This is a genomic window from Duganella sp. AC237 (genome assembly GCF_979254035.1).
Map to the genome: position 1 here is coordinate 3,901,585 of NZ_CEEDEW010000003.1, position 18,019 is coordinate 3,919,603.

Annotated in this window: 14 protein-coding genes; 7 read left to right on the plus strand and 7 right to left on the minus strand. The window is 67.9% G+C overall.

Going from position 1 to position 18,019, the window contains the following annotated elements; translation table 11 throughout:
• From AC0IYS_RS17230 to AC0IYS_RS17260, 7 genes are all read left to right on the plus strand, one after another.
• The gene (locus AC0IYS_RS17230) at positions 1–435 is read left to right on the plus strand and encodes a hypothetical protein (RefSeq protein WP_471706316.1); all 435 of its coding nucleotides are present in this window, start codon (positions 1–3) and stop codon (positions 433–435) included.
• Positions 402–1,109, plus strand: a complete 708-nt coding sequence (locus AC0IYS_RS17235) for an amidohydrolase family protein (protein ID WP_471706317.1) — start codon at positions 402–404, stop codon at positions 1,107–1,109. Before AC0IYS_RS17230 ends, AC0IYS_RS17235 begins: the two co-directional genes overlap by 34 nt.
• 95 nt (positions 1,110–1,204) lie before the next feature.
• Entirely contained in the window at positions 1,205–2,032 is an 828-nt protein-coding gene (locus tag AC0IYS_RS17240) for a DeoR/GlpR family DNA-binding transcription regulator (protein ID WP_471706318.1), read from the plus strand.
• A gap of 63 nt (positions 2,033–2,095) precedes the next feature.
• The gene (locus AC0IYS_RS17245) at positions 2,096–4,282 is read left to right on the plus strand and encodes a glycoside hydrolase family 36 protein (protein WP_471706319.1); all 2,187 of its coding nucleotides are present in this window, start codon (positions 2,096–2,098) and stop codon (positions 4,280–4,282) included.
• A 151-nt stretch (positions 4,283–4,433) separates the two neighbouring features.
• The gene (locus AC0IYS_RS17250) at positions 4,434–6,476 is read left to right on the plus strand and encodes a TonB-dependent receptor plug domain-containing protein (RefSeq protein WP_471706320.1); all 2,043 of its coding nucleotides are present in this window, start codon (positions 4,434–4,436) and stop codon (positions 6,474–6,476) included.
• Positions 6,466–6,981, plus strand: a complete 516-nt coding sequence (locus AC0IYS_RS17255) for a YfiR family protein (protein ID WP_471706321.1) — start codon at positions 6,466–6,468, stop codon at positions 6,979–6,981. The genes AC0IYS_RS17250 and AC0IYS_RS17255 overlap by 11 nt, the downstream gene beginning before the upstream one ends.
• Complete coding sequence (locus tag AC0IYS_RS17260; protein ID WP_471706322.1) at positions 6,978–8,837, plus strand: putative bifunctional diguanylate cyclase/phosphodiesterase; 1,860 nt, start codon at positions 6,978–6,980, stop codon at positions 8,835–8,837. The genes AC0IYS_RS17255 and AC0IYS_RS17260 overlap by 4 nt, the downstream gene beginning before the upstream one ends.
• On the opposite strand, the gene AC0IYS_RS17265 is transcribed toward AC0IYS_RS17260, so the two are convergent.
• Genes AC0IYS_RS17265 through AC0IYS_RS17295 form a run of 7 tightly spaced genes read right to left on the minus strand, consistent with a single transcriptional unit; the run spans position 8,834 to position 18,016 of the window.
• Positions 8,834–9,343, minus strand: a complete 510-nt coding sequence (locus AC0IYS_RS17265; RefSeq protein ID WP_471706323.1) for an NUDIX hydrolase — start codon at positions 9,341–9,343, stop codon at positions 8,834–8,836. The genes AC0IYS_RS17260 and AC0IYS_RS17265 overlap by 4 nt on opposite strands.
• A gap of 11 nt (positions 9,344–9,354) precedes the next feature.
• On the minus strand, positions 9,355–10,596 hold the full coding sequence (locus tag AC0IYS_RS17270) for an acyl-CoA dehydrogenase family protein (protein ID WP_471706324.1): 1,242 nt from the start codon (positions 10,594–10,596) through the stop codon (positions 9,355–9,357).
• Positions 10,593–11,555, minus strand: coding sequence for an ABC transporter permease (locus tag AC0IYS_RS17275; RefSeq protein WP_471706325.1), 963 nt, complete (start codon positions 11,553–11,555; stop codon positions 10,593–10,595). Before AC0IYS_RS17275 ends, AC0IYS_RS17270 begins: the two co-directional genes overlap by 4 nt.
• Complete coding sequence (locus AC0IYS_RS17280; RefSeq protein WP_471706326.1) at positions 11,552–13,252, minus strand: ABC transporter substrate-binding protein; 1,701 nt, start codon at positions 13,250–13,252, stop codon at positions 11,552–11,554. The genes AC0IYS_RS17275 and AC0IYS_RS17280 overlap by 4 nt, the downstream gene beginning before the upstream one ends.
• A 3-nt stretch (positions 13,253–13,255) precedes the next feature.
• A complete protein-coding gene (locus tag AC0IYS_RS17285; protein ID WP_471706327.1) occupies positions 13,256–15,481 on the minus strand; it encodes a TonB-dependent receptor family protein in 2,226 nt (741 codons plus the stop codon).
• Positions 15,450–17,153: a dipeptide ABC transporter ATP-binding protein gene (locus tag AC0IYS_RS17290; protein WP_471706328.1), complete on the minus strand. Its 1,704-nt coding sequence runs from the start codon at positions 17,151–17,153 to the stop codon at positions 15,450–15,452. The genes AC0IYS_RS17285 and AC0IYS_RS17290 overlap by 32 nt, the downstream gene beginning before the upstream one ends.
• Complete coding sequence (locus AC0IYS_RS17295) at positions 17,150–18,016, minus strand: ABC transporter permease (RefSeq protein WP_471706330.1); 867 nt, start codon at positions 18,014–18,016, stop codon at positions 17,150–17,152. The genes AC0IYS_RS17290 and AC0IYS_RS17295 overlap by 4 nt, the downstream gene beginning before the upstream one ends.
• Positions 18,017–18,019: the final 3 nt, after the last annotated feature.

Here is an 18,019-nt window from a genome sequence, read left to right on the forward strand (position 1 = left end):
ATGCGCTCCACCCTCATCCGTCTCATGCTGGCGATGCTGCCGGCCTTGTCGGCGCAAGCCGCACAAAGCAATTACACCATGGCCGACTTCGAAAAGGTAGCGAAGATCGACGCCCATCTGCACCTGCATGGCGACAGCCAGACCGCCTATCTGAAGCAAGCCCGCAAGGACAACTTCCACGCACTGACCATCAACGTCGACTACGGCGACTCCCTCCTCCGGCGCGTCAACGGCAAGTCGCCAGCAAACTGGCGCACGCCAACCCGAAGGATGTCGCCTGGGTCGCGACATTCTCCACCAAGGACTTCGAGCGCCCCGGCTGGACCGAAGCCACCCTCAAAGACCTCGACACCGCCCTGGCCGACGGCGCCGTCGGCGTCAAGGTCTGGAAAAACATCGGCATGGACCTGCGCGACGCCGCCGGCAAACTGGTGATGGTGGACGACGCCCGCTTCGACCGTCTGTTCGACGGCCTGGCCCAACGCGGCGCCATGGTGCTCGGCCACCAGGGCGAACCTCACAACTGCTGGCTGCCGCTCGAAAAAATGACGGTCAACAGCGACCGCGAATATTTCAAAGCCCATCCGGCCTACCACATGTACCGGCACCCGGAAATGCCCAGCTACGAGCAGCAGATGGCCGCACGCGACCGCCTGCTCGCCAAGCATCCGACGCTCCGCTTCACCGGCGTTCACCTGGCCTCGCTCGAATGGGACATCGACCTGCTGGCGCGTTTTCTGGACGCGCACCCCGCCGTCAACGTCGATGTCGCCGCCCGCATCGGCCAATTGCAGTACCAGTCGCAGCGCGATCGCGAGCGCGTGCGCGCATTCTTCATCAAATACCAGAACCGCCTGATGTACGGCTCCGACCTGGCCCAATCGTCCGCCCAGCCCGACGCCGATTTCGCCAGGGACCTGGACACTGTCTGGCGGCGCGACTGGCGCTACTTCGCCACCGCCGAGAGCCAGATGGTGCCGGAACTGGACACGCCGGTGCCCGGTCTTGAGCTGCCGCGCGCGGTGATCGACAAGCTGTTCCGGGAAAACGCCGAAAAAACCTTCCCGAACGCGTGGAAAAACGCCCCGGCGAAGGCCAAAAAAGACTGAAAAAAGGATAACGCCGAACTTTCGATTCTTTTCGCGCCGGGCGTCCTGTATCATCGGGAACACTCTTTATTCGCGCAAAATTGGAAAGACCGGCAATGAAAACAACCCAGAAGACGGAAGCGAAAGCGATAGCAAAGGAAGCGCCAGCCGACAACAACCTGCTGGTGGAAGAACGGCGCCGCCACATCCGCGAGCTGGTCGCCGAGCGCGGCCGGATCACCGTGGCCGAACTGGTGACGATGTTCGACATCTCGCAAGTGACCGTGCGCAGCGACCTGAACGCGCTGGCCGAGATCGGCGCGGTGGTCCGCACGCGCGGCGGCGCCCTGGCCCAGCGGGCCGATGAAGACCTGCCGATCGGCGTCAAGCAAACCTTGCGCCGCGCCGAGAAGATGCGCATCGCCGAGGCGGCCGTGCAACTGATCGGCGAGGGACAAACCATCGTGCTCGATTCGGGCACGACGACGGCGGAAATCGCCAAGCAGATACGCGGCCTGAAGCTGCAGTCGATCAACGTCATCACCAACGCGCTCAACATCGCGGTGCTGCTGGCCGGCGCGCCGCACGTGACGTTGATCATGCTGGGCGGCGTGCTGCGGCCCAGTTCGTATTCATTGGGCGGGCCGCAGGCCGAGGCGGCGTTGCAGGGTCTGCACGCGGACATCCTGTTCCTCGGCTTCGACGGCCTCGATCCGGAGATCGGCGTGATGACGCCGCACCTGCTGGAGGCGCGTTTGAACTCGCGCATGCTGGAGATCGCGCGCAGCGTGGTCGCGGTGGGCGACTCGTCCAAGCTCGGACGGCGCAGCCTGTCCGTGATCGCGAAGATCGAACAAGTCGACCGCATCATCACCGACGCCGGCGCGGCGCCGGAGACGGTCGAAGCGCTGCGGGCACGCGGCGCGCAAGTCGTGCTGGTGTAGGCGGTCGCTGCGGCCGCCGTGCGCCGGCCATGCAGTCCACCTACAAGACAGACGAGGAGATGTATGAAGCAAGCGCATCAAAAAGCCAGCGACCGGGACCAGCCACAGCAACACGACAAGCTCATCGACAACGGACACGACCAGCGGCGCCGCACGCTGCTCGGATGGCTGGCCGGAACGGCCGTGGCCGTGCCGGTGGCCTCCGCCGCCTGGGCCGCCGAAGCGGCCACGATGGCGGCCGCCAAGGCCGGCGGCAAGAACGTCGCCCGCATCGGCGACGCCGCCATGGCGCTGGAATTCGACGGCCAGTTGCGCTGCCGCGTGCTCTCGAAACATGCGCCCCGCCCCAACCCCACCGCCGTCACCGCCGTCACCGCCTTCGCGCCGAGCGAACGGCTGCGCCTGAAAACCGGCCGCTGGATCGAACGCTTCGCGCTGACCGCGCAGGCGGCCGACCGCGTCGACGGTCCGCATGGCGCCGGCGTGCGCCACCGCTTCACCGGCGTGGCCGCCGAAGGCGTCGAGAAGACCGTCAACGTCACCTTCTACGAGCGCCATCCCGGCTTCGCCATCATCCGCGTCGGCTACCGCAACACCGGCGCCGCCGCGCTCCCCTTCACCGCCTGGAGCAACAGCGGACACACCTTGCAACCCGCCGCCGGCCGCACAGCCGAATTCTGGACCTTTTCCGGCGCCAGCCACCTGGACCGGCGCGACTGGGTCCAGCCGCTCAAAGCCGGCTTCGACCAGCGCAACTTCATGGGCATGAACGCGTCCGATTACGGCAGCGGCACGCCGGCGGCCGACGTCTGGCAGCGCGACTGCGGCCTGGCCGTCGGCCACATCGACACCGTCCCGCGCCTGGTGGCACTGCCGGTGCGCGAGGTCAAGGGCGGCGCGGCGCTGGCCGTCGAGTGCGAGCTCGATGTCACTTTGCAACCGGGTGAATCGCTCACCACGCTCGACACCTTCCTGGCGCTGCACACGGGCGACTACTTCGGCGCGCTGGACCGCTACCGCCAGGTGATGGCCGAACGCGGTCTGCGCTCGCCCGACTGCCCGGATGAATGCTACGAGCCGATCTGGTGCGCCTGGGGTTACGAGCGCGATTTCACGGTGCCGCTAATGGTCGGCACCTTGAAGAAAGCCAAGGAACTGGGGCTGGAATGGGCGGTCCTCGACGACGGATGGCAGACCAACGAGGGCGACTGGAAGATCGACACCAAGAAATTCCCGGGCGGCGAGGCCGACATGCGCGGCCTGGTCGGCTCGATCAAGGAAGCCGGCCTGAAGGCGCGCCTGTGGATCACGCCGCTGGCGGTCGACCCCGGCTCGGACCTGCTGCACGACCACACCGATATGCTGTTGCTCGACAAGGACGGCGCGCCGCAGCTGGTCACCTGGTGGAACAGCCTGTACCTGTGCCCGGCCTACCAGCCCACCATCGACATGACGCGCGACCTGGTGCGCAAGATCCTCGGCGAATGGGGCTACCAGGGCCTCAAGCTCGACGGCCAGCACCTGAACGGCGTGGCGCCCTGCTACAACCCGGCCCACAAGCACGCCCGCCCGGAGGAATCGGTCGAGAAGCTCCAGGATTTCTGGAAGATGGTGTACGACACCGCGATGGAAATCAACCCGAAGGCGGTGGTCGAGCTGTGCCCCTGCGGCACCTCGTACTCGTTCCACAACATGCCGTACATGAACCAGGCGCCGGCCGCCGACCCGTTGTCGTCGTGGCAGGTCCGCCACAAGGGCAAGACCCTGAAGGCGCTGATGGGGCCGTCCGCGCCGTACGCCGGCGACCACGTCGAACTGAGCGACGGCGGCGAGGATTTCGCCTCCACCATCGGCATCGGCGCGGTGCTGTCGACCAAATTCACCTGGCCGGTCGATCCCAAGCCGAAGGACAGCTTCCTGCTGACGCCGCAGCGCGAGGACAAGTGGCGCAAGTGGATCGGTATCTACCGCGACAAGATGCTGCCCAAGGGCATCTACCGGGGCGAGCTGTACGACATCGGCTTCGACAAGCCGGAAGGCCACGCGGTGGAGAAGGACGGCAGGCTGTATTTCGCATTCTACGCGCCGCGCTGGGACGGGCCGGTCGAGATACGCGGCCTGGGCGCCGGCCGCTGGCGCCTGCGCGACTATATCGACGGCCGCGACCTGGGCGAGGTGCATGGCGGCGGCAACCCGAAAGTGACGCTCCGGTTCGAGCATGCGTTGCTGATCGAAGCGGTCCAGGTCTAAGCGCTCGCGACCTAAGCGAGCTCAGCCACGCGCGCCGTTGCTGTGCTGTTGCAAGCACGCACAGGAACATTTTCAAAATACTAAAAAACGGCATTTCCAGCCATTACAAGGAGTAACATACTTTCTAAAAACCAATAAATCATTGCATACCGTGAACTCATCAGATCGCCGTGCACCGCGCTTCCGCTGCGTCACGCTGTTAGTACTGCTGGCGCTGCAGGCAAGCCGCGCCCTGGCCGTTGAAACAACCCAGTCCGCCCCGCCTTCCGAGGCGGAGGAACTGAGCACCCTGTCGCTCGAAAGCCTGATGGAGGTCACCATGGTGACCTCCGCCTCCCGCTTCGCCCAGCGTGTCAGCGAAGCGCCGTCCGCGGTCTCCGTGCTGACCTCGCAGGATGTGCGCGAGCATGGCTGGCGCACCCTGGGCGCGGCCCTGGCCTCCCTGCCCGGCCTGTACGTCTCGAGCGACCGCAACTACGACTACCTCGGCGCGCGCGGCTTCCTGCGCCCGGGCGACTACGACAGCCGTTTCCTGCTGCTGATCGACGGCGTTCGGGTCAACGACAGCGTCTACGACCAAGCCTCCATCGGCCAGGACAGCCTGGTCGACATGGACCTGGTCGAGCGCATCGAATACGTGCCCGGCCCGGGCGCGGCGGTCTACGGCTCGAACGCGCTGTTCGGCGTCATCAACGTCGTCACCAAGACCGGCAGCGCCATGGCCGGTCCGCAGGGGACGATTTCGGTCGGCGGCAAGGGCGAACGGCGGGCGCGCGCCAGCTACGGCTACCATGCCCAGGACGGCACCGACGTACTGTTTTCCGTCAACGCCTCCACCAGGCGCGGCGGCGCCCTGTACGCGCCCGAGTTCGACACGCCTGAACAGAACAACGGCCTGGCCGAGGGCTTGGACTACCAACGCGCGCGCGGCGCCTTCATCAAGGCCGGCCGCGACGGCTGGGGCATCAGCGCCGGCCACGTCACGCGCGTCAAGGGCGTGCCGACGGCGTCCTTCGGCGCCGTATTCAACACCCCCAACTACACGCGCGACGCCCAAAGCTTCGCCAGCCTGTCCTACAACGCGGCCCCCAGCGAAACGGTGGCGGTGTCGACCCGCATCGACTGGGGCCGCGCCGATTACCTGGGAGTCGGCCTGTATCCGGACGATCAGGGCCGGCCGCGCGCCAACGTCGACGGCGACCACGCCGCCTGGTACGGCCTGAACGTCAACGCCACGCTCACCGGCATCGCCGGACACAAGCTGGTGGCCGGCCTGGACGCGCAGCGCAACGCCCGGCGCGACCAGTTCAATTTCGATCCGGATCCGTACCAGGTCAAATTGGACGACCGCCGCGCCGACAGCCGCCTGGGCGCCTATCTGGAAGACGAGATGCGTCTGGCGCCGACGGTGATCGTCAACGCCGGACTGCGCTTCGACCGCGACAGCATCACCGGCACCCGCTTCAATCCGCGCGCGGCGCTGATCTGGCACGCGACGCCGGCCGACACGTTCAAACTGATCTACGGCACCGCCTACCGCTCGCCCAACGCCTACGAGTCCTACTACGCGGTGGGCGTGGGCGAAGGCGGCCAGGCGGCCAACACGCACCTGCGCGCCGAGGAGATCGCCACCCAAGAACTGGTGTGGGAGCGCCGGCCCGACGCCTACAGCAAATTGTCGCTGGCGATGTTCCACTACCGCCTCGACGGCCTGATCACCGAGACCTTGCGCGAGGACGGCCTGCTGGTGTTCGACAACACCGAGCGCGCATCGGCCAACGGCGCCGAGCTGGCGGCCGAGCGCCTGTACGCCGGCGGCGCGCGGCTGCGCGCCAGCTACGCGTGGCAGCAGGTGCGCAACGGCGACGGCGCGCGGCCGGTCAACTCGCCCCGCCACATGGCCAAGCTCAATGGCACCTGGCCGCTGCCGGGCACCGGCGGCACCCTGGCACTGGGCGTGGAAGGACAATGCATGGCGGGCCGGCTCACCCAAAACGCCGCCACCGCCGGCTTCTGCACCGTGAACCTGACCGTCACGCCAGCGCGCCGGCGCACCGGCGGCCTCGATTGGTCCGTCAGCTTCTACAATGCCGCCGACCGCCGCTACGCCGACCCGGCCGGTCCCGCGTTTGTGCAGGAATCGATTCCACGCGAGGGGCACACCGTGACCGCCAAGATCGGTTATGCGTTCTGAACCGCACAGCGTGACGCTGCTGGTGCTGTCGAGCGGCGCGCTGGCCCTGCTGATGTTGGCGCTATTGGCGCGCAGCGCCTGGGCCCAGTCCGACGACGCCGCGCTCAAGGCGGCCTACGTCTACAACATCGCCCAATTCACCAGTTGGCCGGCGGCGGCGGGCGCGCGGCCGCTGACCGTTTGCCTGAGCAGCGCGCACGCCTTGTGGGACAGCCTGCGCAAGTTGCAGGGCAAGCCGGTCGGCGAGCGCAAGCTGGCGGTGCTCGAACCGGGTCCGGGCGTCCAGTGCGACGTCGCCGTGTTGCGCGCCGGCGCCGCGCGTCCGGCCGGCGCGGCCAACGGCATCCTCGCCATCGTCGACGAGCCCAAGAACGGCTACGGCGGCGCCGTCGCGCTGGTCGAGGAGGACCAGCACCTGCGCTTCGACATCGACACCGAGGAAGCCGCGCGCGCCGGCCTGCGTTTCAGCTCGCGCCTGTTGAAGCTGGCGAGGAACGTCCGATGAAACCGCCATCGCCCGCGACGCCGGCGCCGATCTCCAGCGCGCTCGGCGCCGGCCAGGTCATCGCCGCCGCCGCCGCCCTGGTGATCGCCGGCGCCGTGCTGATCGCCTATCAGTTGCTCGACATGCGCCACGCGCTGACCGAAGGCGCCCGGGTGCAGGCGGCGATCGTGGCCGACAGCGTGACGGCGCCGCTGATGTTCGGCGACCGCGAGGCCGCCGCCGACGCCCTGCGCGCGTTCCGCTTCGCGCCCGGCCTGCGGGCGGTCGGCGTCTACGACGCGCAGGGCAATCTGTTCGCCGAGTTTTCCTATCCCGACAGCCGCTTGCCGGCGCGCCTGCCACCGGCCGACGCGCCCCCCGCCGGCGTGGTCAACGTCACCGACACGGTGCGCCACCGCGGCGTCACACTCGGCCACACGGTCACGCACACCAGCACCGGCAAGCTGCGCGCGGCCATGCTGCGCTACCTCGCGCTGCTGACGGTGGCCTCGCTGCTGGCCATGCTGGGGGTGGCCGCGCTCAGCCGCAAGACGCGCGCCCGGGTCGCCGCCGCCGAGCGCAAGCTCGATTACATGGCCCATACCGACCACGTCACGGGCCTGCCCAACCGCCACGCCACCTACGCACGCCTCGCGTCGGACATCGACGGCGCGCGGGCGAGCGGGCAGCAACTGGCATTGCTGCTGGTCGATCTGGACAACTTCAAACTGGTCAACGACAGCGCCGGCCACGCCGCCGGCGACGAGTTGCTCCAGCACGTCGCCGCCGCCCTGTCCGGCGCGGTGCGCGGCTCGGACCTGGTAGGCCGCATCGGCGGCGACGAATTCGCCATCATCGCCGGTCCCGTGCCCGACCGCGCGGCCGCACTGGCGCTGGCGGCGGGCGTCACGCAGGCGTTGCAGGCGCCGTTCCAGCTCAAGCAGGGCGAGTTCTTCGCCACCGCCAGCGTCGGCTTCTGCCTGTACCCGGACGACGCCGGCACCATGGGCGAGCTGATGAGCAGCGCCGACACCGCCCTGTACCACGCCAAGCACGGCGGGCGCAACCGGCTCGCCGAGTTCGTGCCGGCGATGACGGCCGCCACCCAGCGCCGCGCCGCGCTGGAACGGGAGCTGCGCCGCGCCATCGAGCAGGACCGGCTGTCCGTGCACTACCAGCCGCAGTTCGGCTGCGCCGACGGCGCGCTGGTCGGGGTCGAGGCGCTGCTGCGCTGGAACCATCCGGAGCACGGACCGGTGTCGCCGGCCGAATTCATTCCGATCGCCGAGGACAGCGGCTTGATCGTGCAACTGGGCCGCTGGGTGCTGCACCGCGCCTGCGACCAGGTCGCCGCGTGGGAGCGCGACGGCGCGCCGGCGCTGATGTTGGCGGTCAACATGTCGGCCCGCCAGCTGCGCGAGCCGTGCTTCATCGACGATGTCACGCGCGCCTTGGCGCAAAGCGGCCTGGCGCCGGGCCGGCTCGAACTGGAGCTGACCGAGAGCGTGCTGATGGAGGATGTCGACGGCGCCATCGCCTTCATGCAGGCCGTGCGGGCGCTCGGCGTGCGGCTGGCGATCGACGATTTCGGCACCGGCTACTCGTCGCTGGCCTACCTGCAATGCTTCCCGATCAACCAGCTCAAGGTCGACCGCAGCTTCGTGCAATTGCTGCCCAAGCGCGGCGAAACCATCGTCCACGCCATTCTGGCGCTGGCGCGCGGCTTCGGCCTGGCGGTCGTGGCCGAAGGCGTCGAGGAACAGCCGCAGCTGGACTGGCTTCGCGAGGCCGGCTGCGACATCGTCCAGGGCTTCCTGCTCGGCAAGCCGGTTGGCCCGGAGGAATTCGCCGCGCGCTATCTGGGCGGCGCCGGCTAGCCGCCGGCCAGTTCTATGGTCACCGCGCCGGGCGGAAGACGCCCGGCTAGGACCGGTTGTAAATGCTGGTGCAGGCGCGGTGGGAAAATCAGTTCCCGCGTCGAGGCCAGTTCCGCAAGCGACCACCACCTGAAATCCTTGACCACCCGCTCCTCCTCGGGCGTCAAACTCTGCACGCCGAGTTGCTCGCGCCGCGTGCGCGCCAGCACGAACTGCTCCTTCTGCAGTGTGGCGGTCCCACCAAGGTCGATCAAATGCTCCCCTTGCCAGATAATGGGTCCCAGTTCGAGATCGGCACCGGCCAGCCCCGTCTCTTCAAGCGCTTCGCGGCGCGCCGCTTGCCGCACCGTCTCTCCGGCCTCGATGCCGCCCCCGATCGTGCACCAAAAGCGCCGGTCCGGCAGTGCGATTTCCATCAACAACAGCTGATCCGATTGATTAAGCAATACCAGTCGGACAGTGCGCCGTTCAGGATACGGCCGCGCAGGTGTGGAAGCCTCTACCACCGACCGGCCACTCAAGCGGGATCAGCGGGCGGCAGTTGGCCTTCGGACGGCTCCTTCCACCAGCCCGAATCCGGCACCGTCCCGTTCAACAGGTAATCGCCGATGGCGCGCTCGCGGAAAATGGCCGGGTTGTGCGAGGCGGCCGTGCGGGCGTTGCGCCAGTGGCGGTCGAAGCGCCGCGTCTCGCTGGTGGCCGAGGCGCCACCGACCTCGAACAACAAGGTGCTTGCCTGTAGCACCAGATCGATCACCACCTGCTGCGCCTGGAACGCCTCGATTTCGGTCGCCACATACAAGGCGTCGTCGGCGGTCCCCGCGCGCGCCTGTTGCCAGTTGTGCTCCAACGCGCGCGCCACACTGTGCACCAGGCTGTCGGCCGCGTAGGACAGGCTGGCGATGCGTCCGACCACCCGCTGCACCAGCGGATCGAGGCGCGGACTCGATTGCCCCTGCACGTCGAAGGCCCGGGTGCGCGGCTGCACGAAGGCGACCGCGTCGCGCAGCACCGCGCGGCCGACGCCGGCGATGCTGGTCAGCAGCACCAGTTGCAGGAAGGCCTTTTGGTATGAGCTCGGCGGTTTCGAAGGGAAGCGCCGCACGATATGTTCTTCCGACAGCCGTACATTGTCGAACAAGGTGGTGCCGCTGCCGGTCATGCGCTGGCCGAAGCCGTCCCAATCGTCGAGCCGCGTCACGCCCTCCAGCGTCGCCGGAAAAGCCACGCTGACGCGCTCCTCACCGTCGACCACCGACGCCACGATCCAGTCGGCATAGATAGTGCCGGTGCTGTAGTACTTCTTGCCGTTCAACAGCCAGGACGCGCCGTCGCGGGTGATGGTGGCGCTGGTGCCGGTGGTCTCGGTGCGCTCGGCCATCGCGTAGCCGATCAGGGCGCCTTCCGCCACCTTCGGAAACCAGAACTCGCGGGTCGCCTCGTCCTCGTGATTGAGGCGGCTTTCAAGAAAGGCGAAGTGCCCGCGCAACAGATGCGAAACGTTCGAATCGGCCGTCGCCAGCTCCAGCAGCAGCGCGAAAAACTGCGGCAAGGTGGCGCCGATGCCGCCGTAGCGCTGCGGCACGCGCAGCGCGCCGAAGCCGGCCTCACGCAACCACCCGACCGCTTCGAACGGCAGGCTGCGTTGCTGCTCGCGCTCGACGGCACCGGCGGCGATGCGGTCGAAAATGGGACCGAAACGCGCGCGCAGCTGGTCATCGGTGGGGGCGTCGTGGGTGGGGATATAAGCTTGGTTCATGAGATGTTTTCAGATAGAGTTTGCGATGGACGGCGCAGGCGCGGATCGATCAGCACGTAGCTCGCGTCCACCAGGATATGCACGACGGCGTATAACAAGGCCGACAGCAGCGTGATGCCGAGCACCAGCGGAATGTCCTTGCCTGCGGTGGCCTCCACCATCAAGCGTCCAATGCCGCGCCGGGCAAACAAGGTCTCCACCACGGCCGTGCCGGCCAGCAAGGTACCGAGGATGAAGCCGGTCAGCGTGACCAGCGACAGCAATGCGTGGCGCATGGCGTGGCGCAGCCGCACGCCGGCTTCGCCCATGCCGCGCGCGCGGGCCATGGCGATGAACGGCTGTTCGAGGATATCGTCCAGCTCCTGGCGCAGCACCTGCGCCAGCCACGGCGTGATCGGCAACGCCAACGTCAGCGTCGGCAGCACCAGCGCGCGCCAGCCGTCCGAGCCGGAGGCCGGGAACCAGCGCAGCCGGAAGGAAAACAGCAACAACAACAGTAACCCCAGCACGAAGCCGGGCATCGACGCCAGCATCAGTTCGCTGGCCGAGGCGACGCCGCGCCAGCGGCTGCGGCGCCGTCCGGCGGTGGCCACCGCCAGCGGCACGGCCAGCAGCAGCGCCAGGGCGGCGGCGCTCAGCGACAAGGTCACCGTGTAGCCGAGCTGCTGGGCGATCAGCTCGGTGACCGGTGCGTTGAGGCGGTAGGAAATCCCCAGATCGCCCTGCACCACCTTGCCGAGGTAGATCGCGTACTGCACCGGCAACGGCCTGTCCAGGCCATAGTCGACGCGCACGCGGGCCAGCGCCTCCGGCGTCGGCTGCGCGGTTTCGCCGCCCAGGATCGCCACGGCCGTGTCGCCGCCGGTCAGGCTGACGGCGGCAAAGGCCAGGGTGGCTGCGCCCAGCATCACACCCAGCGCGCCCAAAACTTTATTGACGACATTACGGATCGGATTCATTTTTTCTCCAGCCAGACGCTCGGCAAGAACACCGTGTTGTGGGAGGTATCGAACACCAGCCCCTTGAGCCGCGTGCTGTAGGCGATCGAAGAGTAGTTTTCGTGGATCGGGATGGCCGGCACCAGTTCGGTCAGACGTTGCTGCGCCTGTGCGTAGACCGACTTCGCCAGCGCGGCATCCTGCGTTTGCCTGCCCTGCGCCAGCCAGCCGTCAAGCTTGGCGTCGCGCAGGCGCGAGATATTCTGGCCGATGCGCTTGTCCGAGCTGATCTCGCCGCTGTGGTAGCCGATGAACAGCGCGTCCGGCGTGTTGGTGTGCCACACGCCGGCGAACACGGCCTGGTAGGTGCCGGCGCTGCGGCGGTCGATCATTTGCCCCATCGGCAGCTGGGTGATGGTCAGCTCCATGCCCAGCTTGCGGGCGTCGGACTGGATCGCGGCAGGCATCGGGCTCGGCTGGAACGCCGACGACAGCAGCACCTCCGCGCTCAGGCGCTTGCCGGCGCGCGTGCGGTAGCCCTGGGTGTCGCGTCCGGTCCATCCGGCTTCGTCGAGCAGCTTGGCCGCTTGCGCCGGGTCGTAGCGCAACGCCTGCTGGAACGATGGGTCGTAATAACGCGTCGTGGCCGCCAGAAAATCCGCCTTGGGCTGGAATTCGCCAAAGCCGACCACCTTGACGATCCCCTCGCGGTCGACGCCGGCCGCCAGCGCGCGCCGCACCCGCACATCGTCGAACGGTGCGCGTTCGGTGTTGAACGCCAGGCCCCGCCACGGCGAGCCGGTGCGGATACGGTTGTCGAAGACGAAGGCCGGATCGGCCCGGATCGCCGCCGCGTTCTGCGTCGGCGCGTCCATCGTCAGGTCGTACTGTCCGGACAGCAGCGTGTTGTAGCGGATCAGCTGCTCGGGCACGAAATCGACTTCCACCCGGTCCAGGTACGCCGGTCCCTGGTGCCTGACCTGCGGCGGCGACCAGTTGTAATCCTTGCGCTTGACCAGCCGTATGCCTTGCTGGCGCGTGTAGCGCTCGACCACGAACGGTCCGGAGCCGACCGGGAACTCCCCCAGCTTGCCGGGATTGTCGCTGATTGCGCGCGGCGACTCCATCGACAGCCACGATTGCGCCAGCACATAGAGGAACGGCGTGTAAGGCTCGCGCAGCGTTGCCTCGAACACGTATTCGCTGAGCACCTTGCCGTCCACGTAAGGCGCGATATAGGCGGCAGCCAGCGGCGAACGCGTGGCCGGGGCGCGCATGTGCTCCAGATTGGCCTTGACGGCGGCGGCGTTGAACCTGGCGCCGTCGCTGAAGGTGACGTCGTCGCGCAGGTGGAAGGTGTAGGTCTTGCCGTCGGGCGAAACGTCCCACCGCGTGGCCAGCCACGGCGAGATCTTGCCGTCGGCATCCAGATACACCAGATTGTCGTAGATCATGCGCCCCAGCCACTGCGCATCGCCATGCGAGATGGCGTGGAAGTCCAGCGACGTCGGATCGCCGTAGGTCGAGATCCGCAGCGTGCCGCCGGCCTTGCCCGGCGTCGCTTCGGCATAGTCGGCCGCCGAGAACGGCCGCGCCCCCGCCTGCCGCGCCGGGCCGGCGTCGGCCGGCGCGTCGCAGGCGCTCAGGCCCAGCGCGGCCGCGGCGGCGAACAAAACCGCCCGCAGCGCCCGGGTCCATATGTAAGCGAGCCGCGTCATGGCTTAGCGGAAGCTTACGGTCAGGCCGGCATACGCGCCGAAGCCGTCGCCCGGCGCCGAGCGGCGCTGGTCGGTGCCGGCGTCGTTGTAGGCCGGCGCCACGCTGGAGACATAGTGCTTGTCGCCCAGGTTGCGCAGGTCGACGAACACTTTCCAGCCCTGCGTCGGATGGTCGAAACCGAGGCTGGCGCCGAAGATGCCGTAGCCGTGCGTGCGGAACGAGTTGGCATAGTCGACATCGATGCGCGACGCCGCCTGCGCGCTCACGCCGACATAAAGGCCGCTGGCATGCTCGAACTGCAACTCGCCTTGGTAATAGCGGCGCGGAATGCCCGGCAAGGTGTTGCGGCCGAAGCGCTGGTCATTGCGGAAGTAAAAGTCGTTGAGCGTGAACGACTGGCGGGCCGACAGCTTGCCCGCTGCGCCCTTCCACAACTGCGATTCCAGTCCGGCCTCGATCCCCTGGTGGATGGTCGGGCTGGCGTTGGACTCGGCGGTGATGGCGGCCGTGGTGGAACTGGCCGGGATCACCTCCACCGACAGCAGCTCGTTGCGGACATAGGAACGGTACAGGCTCAGGCTCCAGTTGGAGTTGAACGCCTTGCCGCGGCTGCCGATCTCGATGGTATTGGCCGATTGGTCCGCCAGATCGAGCCCGCGGCGCGACAGGCCGGTGGCCGGGCCGCTGGTGAAGGTCGGCGGTATCGTCAGGAAGGCCCAGCTGTTGGGCGGTTCGATCGAGCGGCTGACGTTACCGTACAGCTGAATGTCATTGTCTAGCGTGTAGCGCAGGCCGAGGCGCGGCGCCAGCGCCGTCGTGCTGCGGTTGTAAGGCTCGTTGGTGACCGGAAAGGTCACCTCCGTGTAGCGCTTGGTATGGATGGCCGACACGCCGGTGCTGAGCCACAGCTCCGGCGCCAGCTCCAGGTCGTTGCCTGCGTGCAGGATATGATCGGCGCCGTCGTAACGGGCGCGGCGGATCTTGGTCCCCACCGGCAGGCCGGCGGTCGGGCCGGCCGGGATGCGGACATAGGTGTCGAGCGAACCGTTCAGGTGACTGGTCGACAGCAACCCGACCTTGGTTTCGCTGCGCTTGCCCCACCAGTTGTCGTTGTGGGCAAACTGCAGCGACGCCGAAAAGTCGCGGAAGCCCCACTCGCCGGCGTTGACGCTCAGCTGCTGGTCGATCGGATAATCGTGGTAGACCAGGCCGGCCTCGAGCCGCGAGTTGTCGTCGATGTTCCACGTGGTCTTGTTGGCGATCCAGGTCGAGCCGGGCTGCTTGCGGTGGGCGTTCTGCGCCACCGCCACCGGGTTGGCCTGGCGCGGATCGGCCTCGATCTGGGCCACCGTCAGCGCGCCGGGCTGGTAGTTGTCGGTCTCGCGGTAGCGCAGATAGAAGCGGGTTTGCACATCCGGGCTGAATTTGTAGCCGACATTGGTGATCAAACCGCGCGAGCGGCCGTTCGACAACTGCTGGTAGCCGTCCCGTTCCGAATAGGTGCCGGCCGCATAGTAGTCCCACGCGCCGCTGACGCCGCCCGAGGTCAGCGCCACCTTGCGGTAGCCGTAGCTGCCGCCCTCGATGCGCGCCTCGAACGGCGCGGCGTCGGCGCCGGTGCGGGTGACGTAGTTGATGGCGCCGCCGAGCATCAGCGCGCCGAGGTTGAAGGCATTGGCGCCGCGCAGCACTTCGGTATGCGACAGCCCCAATGGCTCGAACAGTTCGTACGGCGTGCCGCCCGGACCGGTCACGGGCAGGCCGTCGAACAGGAACAGGGTGCCTGAGCGGAAGAAATTGGTGCCGCGGTTGATGGCCGAGCCGCGAATCGAGATTTTGATGCCGTCGGTGCCGCCGGCCGCCTGGGCGTAGACGCCCGGCTGGTAGGCCAGCACGTCCTCGTTGGTGAACACGCGCCCTTTTTCCACCTGCTCGGCGCTGATGACGCTGGTGCCGCCGGGGATTTCGTCGAGATTGAGCTTGGCGCGCTCGGCGCCGCCGAGGGCCTTGCCCTTGACGACGACCGATGCCATGGTCAACGCCGAGGCGCTTTCTACCGTGTTCGCTTGCGCGTCCTCCGCCTCATCGGCGGCCAGCGCGCCGCCGCCAAGGCACAAGGTGCCGACGGCGGTGGCGATCAGGGTTCTGGCGAAGCGGCGGCCCGGGGCCGCGCCGCGCTGTCGGGAAATCGTTTCTTCAGGCTGCGCCGAGTACACTTGCTTTTTCATTGATCCAGCTTTCTTCATTTATCGAATTGAACAAAAAAACGGGTTGGGGCATGCTCGCCTGCGCCGATAGCAGCAGGCGCGTATAGGGATGGCGTGGATGGGCGTAGATCTCGTCGACATGGCCCTGTTCGACGATGGCGCCATCCTTCATGACGGCGACGCGGTCGCAGATGCGGCGCACCACGCCCAGGTCGTGCGAGATGAATAAACAGGACAGACCCAGCCGGCGTTTGAGGTCGGCCAGCAGGTCGAGCACCTGCGCCTGGACCGAGACGTCGAGCGCGGACACCGGTTCGTCGCACACCAGCACGTCCGGTTCGGCCGCCAGCGCCCGCGCAATGGCGAGGCGTTGGCGCTGGCCGCCCGACAGCAGCAGCGGACGGCGCGCCAGACAGCCGGCGCCGAGCCGCACCAGTTCCAGCAGTTCGAGCGTGCGTTGGCGCCGGCCCGCGCCGCGCGCGACGCCGGCGGCGGCCAGCGCCTGATCGAGAACCCGTTCCACCGTATGGCGCGGATCGAAGCATCCCAACGTGTCCTGGAAGATCACCTGTACGCGGCGCCGCTCGCGGCGCTGCTGGGCCTTCGACAGCGACTGGACATCCTGACCGAACCATTGCACGCGGCCGCTATCGGCATATTCCAGGCCGAGCAGCACGCGGCTCAGCGTGGTCTTGCCGGAGCCGGACTCGCCGACGATGCCCAGCGTTTCGCCACGCCGCAATGTCAGCGACACATCTGCCAGCGCCCGGCGCGCGCCGCCGCCCGGTGCAGCGAAGGTCTTCGACAGACCGCTTGCCTGCAGCACGGCGGGTACGCGATGCGGCGGTGCGGCCGGCGGCCGGGGTGCGCCGCTGTCGTCGCGGCCATGCACGGCGTGGGCGGCGGCCACCAGGCCGCGGGTATACGAATGCTGGGGCGCATGGAGTATCTGCTGCGTCGGCCCCTGCTCCACCACCTCGCCGTTGAGCATGACGACCACGCGGTCGGCCAGCTTGGCCACCAGCGCCAGGTCGTGGCTGATCAGCAGCATTGCCATGCCGTCGCCGCGCAGCCGCAGCAGCAGTTCGAGCACTTGCGCCTGCACGGCCGCATCGAGTGCGGTGGTCGGCTCGTCGGCGATCAACAGGCGCGGGCCGCAGGCGATCGCCGAGGCGATCAACGCACGCTGGCGCAAGCCGCCCGACAACTGGTGTGGATACAGGCCGACGCGCTGTTCGGCGTCCGCCATGCCGGCCGATTTCAGCAGATTAACCACCTTGGCGGCGCGCTGGGCGCCATCGAGCTTGCGGTGCAAGTCCAGCGGCTCGCCCACCTCGCGGCCCAGGGTGCGCATCGGATCGAGCGCATTGAGGGCGTCCTGCATGACAAAGCCGATCCTGTCGCCGCGCAGCGAGCGCCATTGGCGCTCACCATAGGCGCTCAAGTCCTGGTCGCCGAAGCGCAGGCGCGCGGCGCTAACGCGGGCGCCATCGCCGGCCAGGCCGAGCAGGCTGCGCGCGGTCACGCTTTTGCCGGAGCCGGATTCGCCGACGATGGCGACGCATTCGCCCTCGCGCACCTCGAACGTGACGCCCTTGACGACGTCTTCCGCCTGGCCGAAGCCCACGCGCAAGCGCTCGACCGTCAGCAGCACGGGCTTGAGTTGATGCAGAATCGAGATGGGCATGTTCATGATGTTCTTCCTTCGCTTAGCAACAGCAGTTCGCGACCGAGCACGGTGATGGAGATGACGGTCAGGGTGATGGTCAGACCCGGCACGGCGACCAGCCACCAGGCGTTCGACATGAAATTGCGGCCCAGGGCCAGCATCGCGCCCCACTCCGGCGATGGCGGCGGCGCGCCGAAGCCGAGGAAGCTGAGCGCGGCGCCGAGCGAGATCTTGGCGCCGATGCCGATCGTGGCCAGCGGCAGCACGGGCCGCAGCGCGTTGGGCAGCACGTGGCGCCACAGGATCGACAGCGGATGCCAACCTTGCGTGCGCGCCGCCTCCACATACAAGGATGAACGCACCTGCACCGTCTGGGCGCGGATCATGCGGGCGTAGCGCGGCACGCTGGCCATGCCGACCGCCAGGGTGGCGTTGAGCAGGCCTTGGCCCCAGATCGCGATGAACACCAGTGCCAGCAACAGATCGGGAAACGCCAGCAGGATGTCGACGAAGCGCATCACGGCGGTGTCGAGCCAGCGGCGGCCCAATCCGGCCACGAGGCCGAGCGCCGCGCCGATGCCCACGCCGATGATGGTGGCGCCAAGACCCATGAGCAGCGACGGACGGGCGCCGTGGACCAGGCGGGTGAAGACATCGCGGCCGTTTTCGTCGGTGCCCAGCACGTGCCCGGCGATGCCCGGCGCGCCAAAGGCGTCGCGGGCGCTGCCATCAAGCGGATCGCCCGGCGCGAGCAGTCCCGGCGCGATCGCGGCGAGCAGCAGCACGGCGACAAAGATCGCGGCCAGCGTCAGGCCGGCGCGCGGCAGCGTGATATTGCGCGCGCGGGTTGGTGACGCGATCGGTGAGAGGGAAATACGGCTCGTCATGGG

Excerpts from the sequence above, each read along its gene's own strand:
- AC0IYS_RS17230 (WP_471706316.1), top strand. The coding sequence starts at position 1 with ATGCGCTCCACCCTCATCCGTCTCATGCTGGCGATGCTGCCGGCCTTG.
- AC0IYS_RS17295 (WP_471706330.1), bottom strand. The coding sequence starts at position 18,016 with ATGACGAGCCGTATTTCCCTCTCACCGATCGCGTCACCAACCCGCGCG.
- AC0IYS_RS17280 (WP_471706326.1), bottom strand. The coding sequence starts at position 13,252 with ATGACGCGGCTCGCTTACATATGGACCCGGGCGCTGCGGGCGGTTTTG.
- AC0IYS_RS17285 (WP_471706327.1), bottom strand. The coding sequence starts at position 15,481 with ATGAAAAAGCAAGTGTACTCGGCGCAGCCTGAAGAAACGATTTCCCGA.
- AC0IYS_RS17270 (WP_471706324.1), bottom strand. The coding sequence starts at position 10,596 with ATGAACCAAGCTTATATCCCCACCCACGACGCCCCCACCGATGACCAG.
- AC0IYS_RS17275 (WP_471706325.1), bottom strand. The coding sequence starts at position 11,555 with ATGAATCCGATCCGTAATGTCGTCAATAAAGTTTTGGGCGCGCTGGGT.
- AC0IYS_RS17260 (WP_471706322.1), top strand. The coding sequence starts at position 6,978 with ATGAAACCGCCATCGCCCGCGACGCCGGCGCCGATCTCCAGCGCGCTC.
- AC0IYS_RS17240 (WP_471706318.1), top strand. The coding sequence starts at position 1,205 with ATGAAAACAACCCAGAAGACGGAAGCGAAAGCGATAGCAAAGGAAGCG.
- AC0IYS_RS17235 (WP_471706317.1), top strand. The coding sequence starts at position 402 with ATGGACCTGCGCGACGCCGCCGGCAAACTGGTGATGGTGGACGACGCC.
- AC0IYS_RS17290 (WP_471706328.1), bottom strand. The coding sequence starts at position 17,153 with ATGAACATGCCCATCTCGATTCTGCATCAACTCAAGCCCGTGCTGCTG.
- AC0IYS_RS17245 (WP_471706319.1), top strand. The coding sequence starts at position 2,096 with ATGAAGCAAGCGCATCAAAAAGCCAGCGACCGGGACCAGCCACAGCAA.
- AC0IYS_RS17255 (WP_471706321.1), top strand. The coding sequence starts at position 6,466 with ATGCGTTCTGAACCGCACAGCGTGACGCTGCTGGTGCTGTCGAGCGGC.